At 70.8% G+C, this 986-nt stretch carries 1 protein-coding gene and 1 pseudogene; both read left to right on the plus strand.

What is annotated here, in order from left to right; all coding sequences use genetic code 11:
* Positions 1–55 precede the first annotated feature (55 nt).
* A pseudogene (locus IF83_RS35205) lies at positions 56–478 on the plus strand (DUF222 domain-containing protein); the annotation flags it as partial.
* 19 nt (positions 479–497) lie between these two features.
* Positions 498–881 carry an HNH endonuclease signature motif containing protein gene (locus IF83_RS35210; protein ID WP_051723537.1) on the plus strand — a complete coding sequence of 128 codons (384 nt, stop codon included), beginning with the start codon at positions 498–500 and terminating at the stop codon, positions 879–881.
* The last annotated feature ends 105 nt before the right edge of the window (positions 882–986 follow it).

Consider the following 986-nt stretch of genomic DNA (forward strand, 5'->3'; position numbering starts at 1 on the left):
GCTGGCCGATGTCGAGGCGGAGGTGCTGGAGGCGCCGCCGAACGAATTCGGGTGGGTGGACTACGACTGGAACTTCGCCTGCGATGACGTCGCCTGCGCGTTGAAGCTGTCGGGGACGACGGCTGCCGACCGTCTCGCGGTGGCCACCGCCCTGGAGGGTCGGTTCCCCACCACGGTCGGCCTGCTGGAGCGCGGGGAGATTTGCTACCTGCAGGCCAAGGCCCTCACCGAGACCACCCACACCCTCGATCCTGAAGCCGCGGGGAGGGTGGAGGCGATGGTGGTGGCGAAGATGCCCGCCCAGTCGGTGGGACAGACCCGCCGGGCGTTGAATCGGGCGGTGTTGAAGGCGGATCCGCTGGGTGCGGAGCGGCGGCACCGTAAGCGGCGGGAGGACCGCAGCATCTGGCACCGGGCGGTCGAGGACGGCATGGCGACCTGGACGGCGTTCCTCCCGACCCCTCAGGCGGCGGAGTTGGACGCCGCGATCGACGCCCATGCTCGCCCCCGGCACCATCTGGCGGCGTCTGATCACCCACCCCAAGACCGGGGTGCTCATCAAGACCGACCCCACCACCTACAAGCCCACCGCCGAGACCGAACGGCACGTCATCGCCCGCGACGCGGCCTGCGCTTTCCCGTCCTGCCAGATGCCCGCCCACCGCTGCGACCTCGACCACATCCAGCCCTTCAACCACCAGGACCCGAAAGCGGGCGGGCCGACGGTGCCGGACAATCTGATGCCCTTGTGCCGACGCCACCACCTGCTGAAACACCGCGCCGGATGGGAAGTGGAACGCGACCCGAGCACCGGTGAGGTCCGCTGGACGGCACCGACCGGCCACACCTACACCAACCCACCCCACACCCCCACCACCTGAATCCGGGAAGCAGCAAGCGGGCACCACTCCCCGGGGCCCACCGGGCCAGCCCCTCCGCCACCGCGCGGAGGGGCCCACACCCATGCCCGGGGCGCCGACTAGGAG

Origin of the sequence: Streptomyces albus subsp. albus (genome assembly GCF_000719865.1) — a bacterium.
GTDB classification, from domain to species: Bacteria; Actinomycetota; Actinomycetes; order Streptomycetales; family Streptomycetaceae; genus Streptomyces; species Streptomyces albus_E.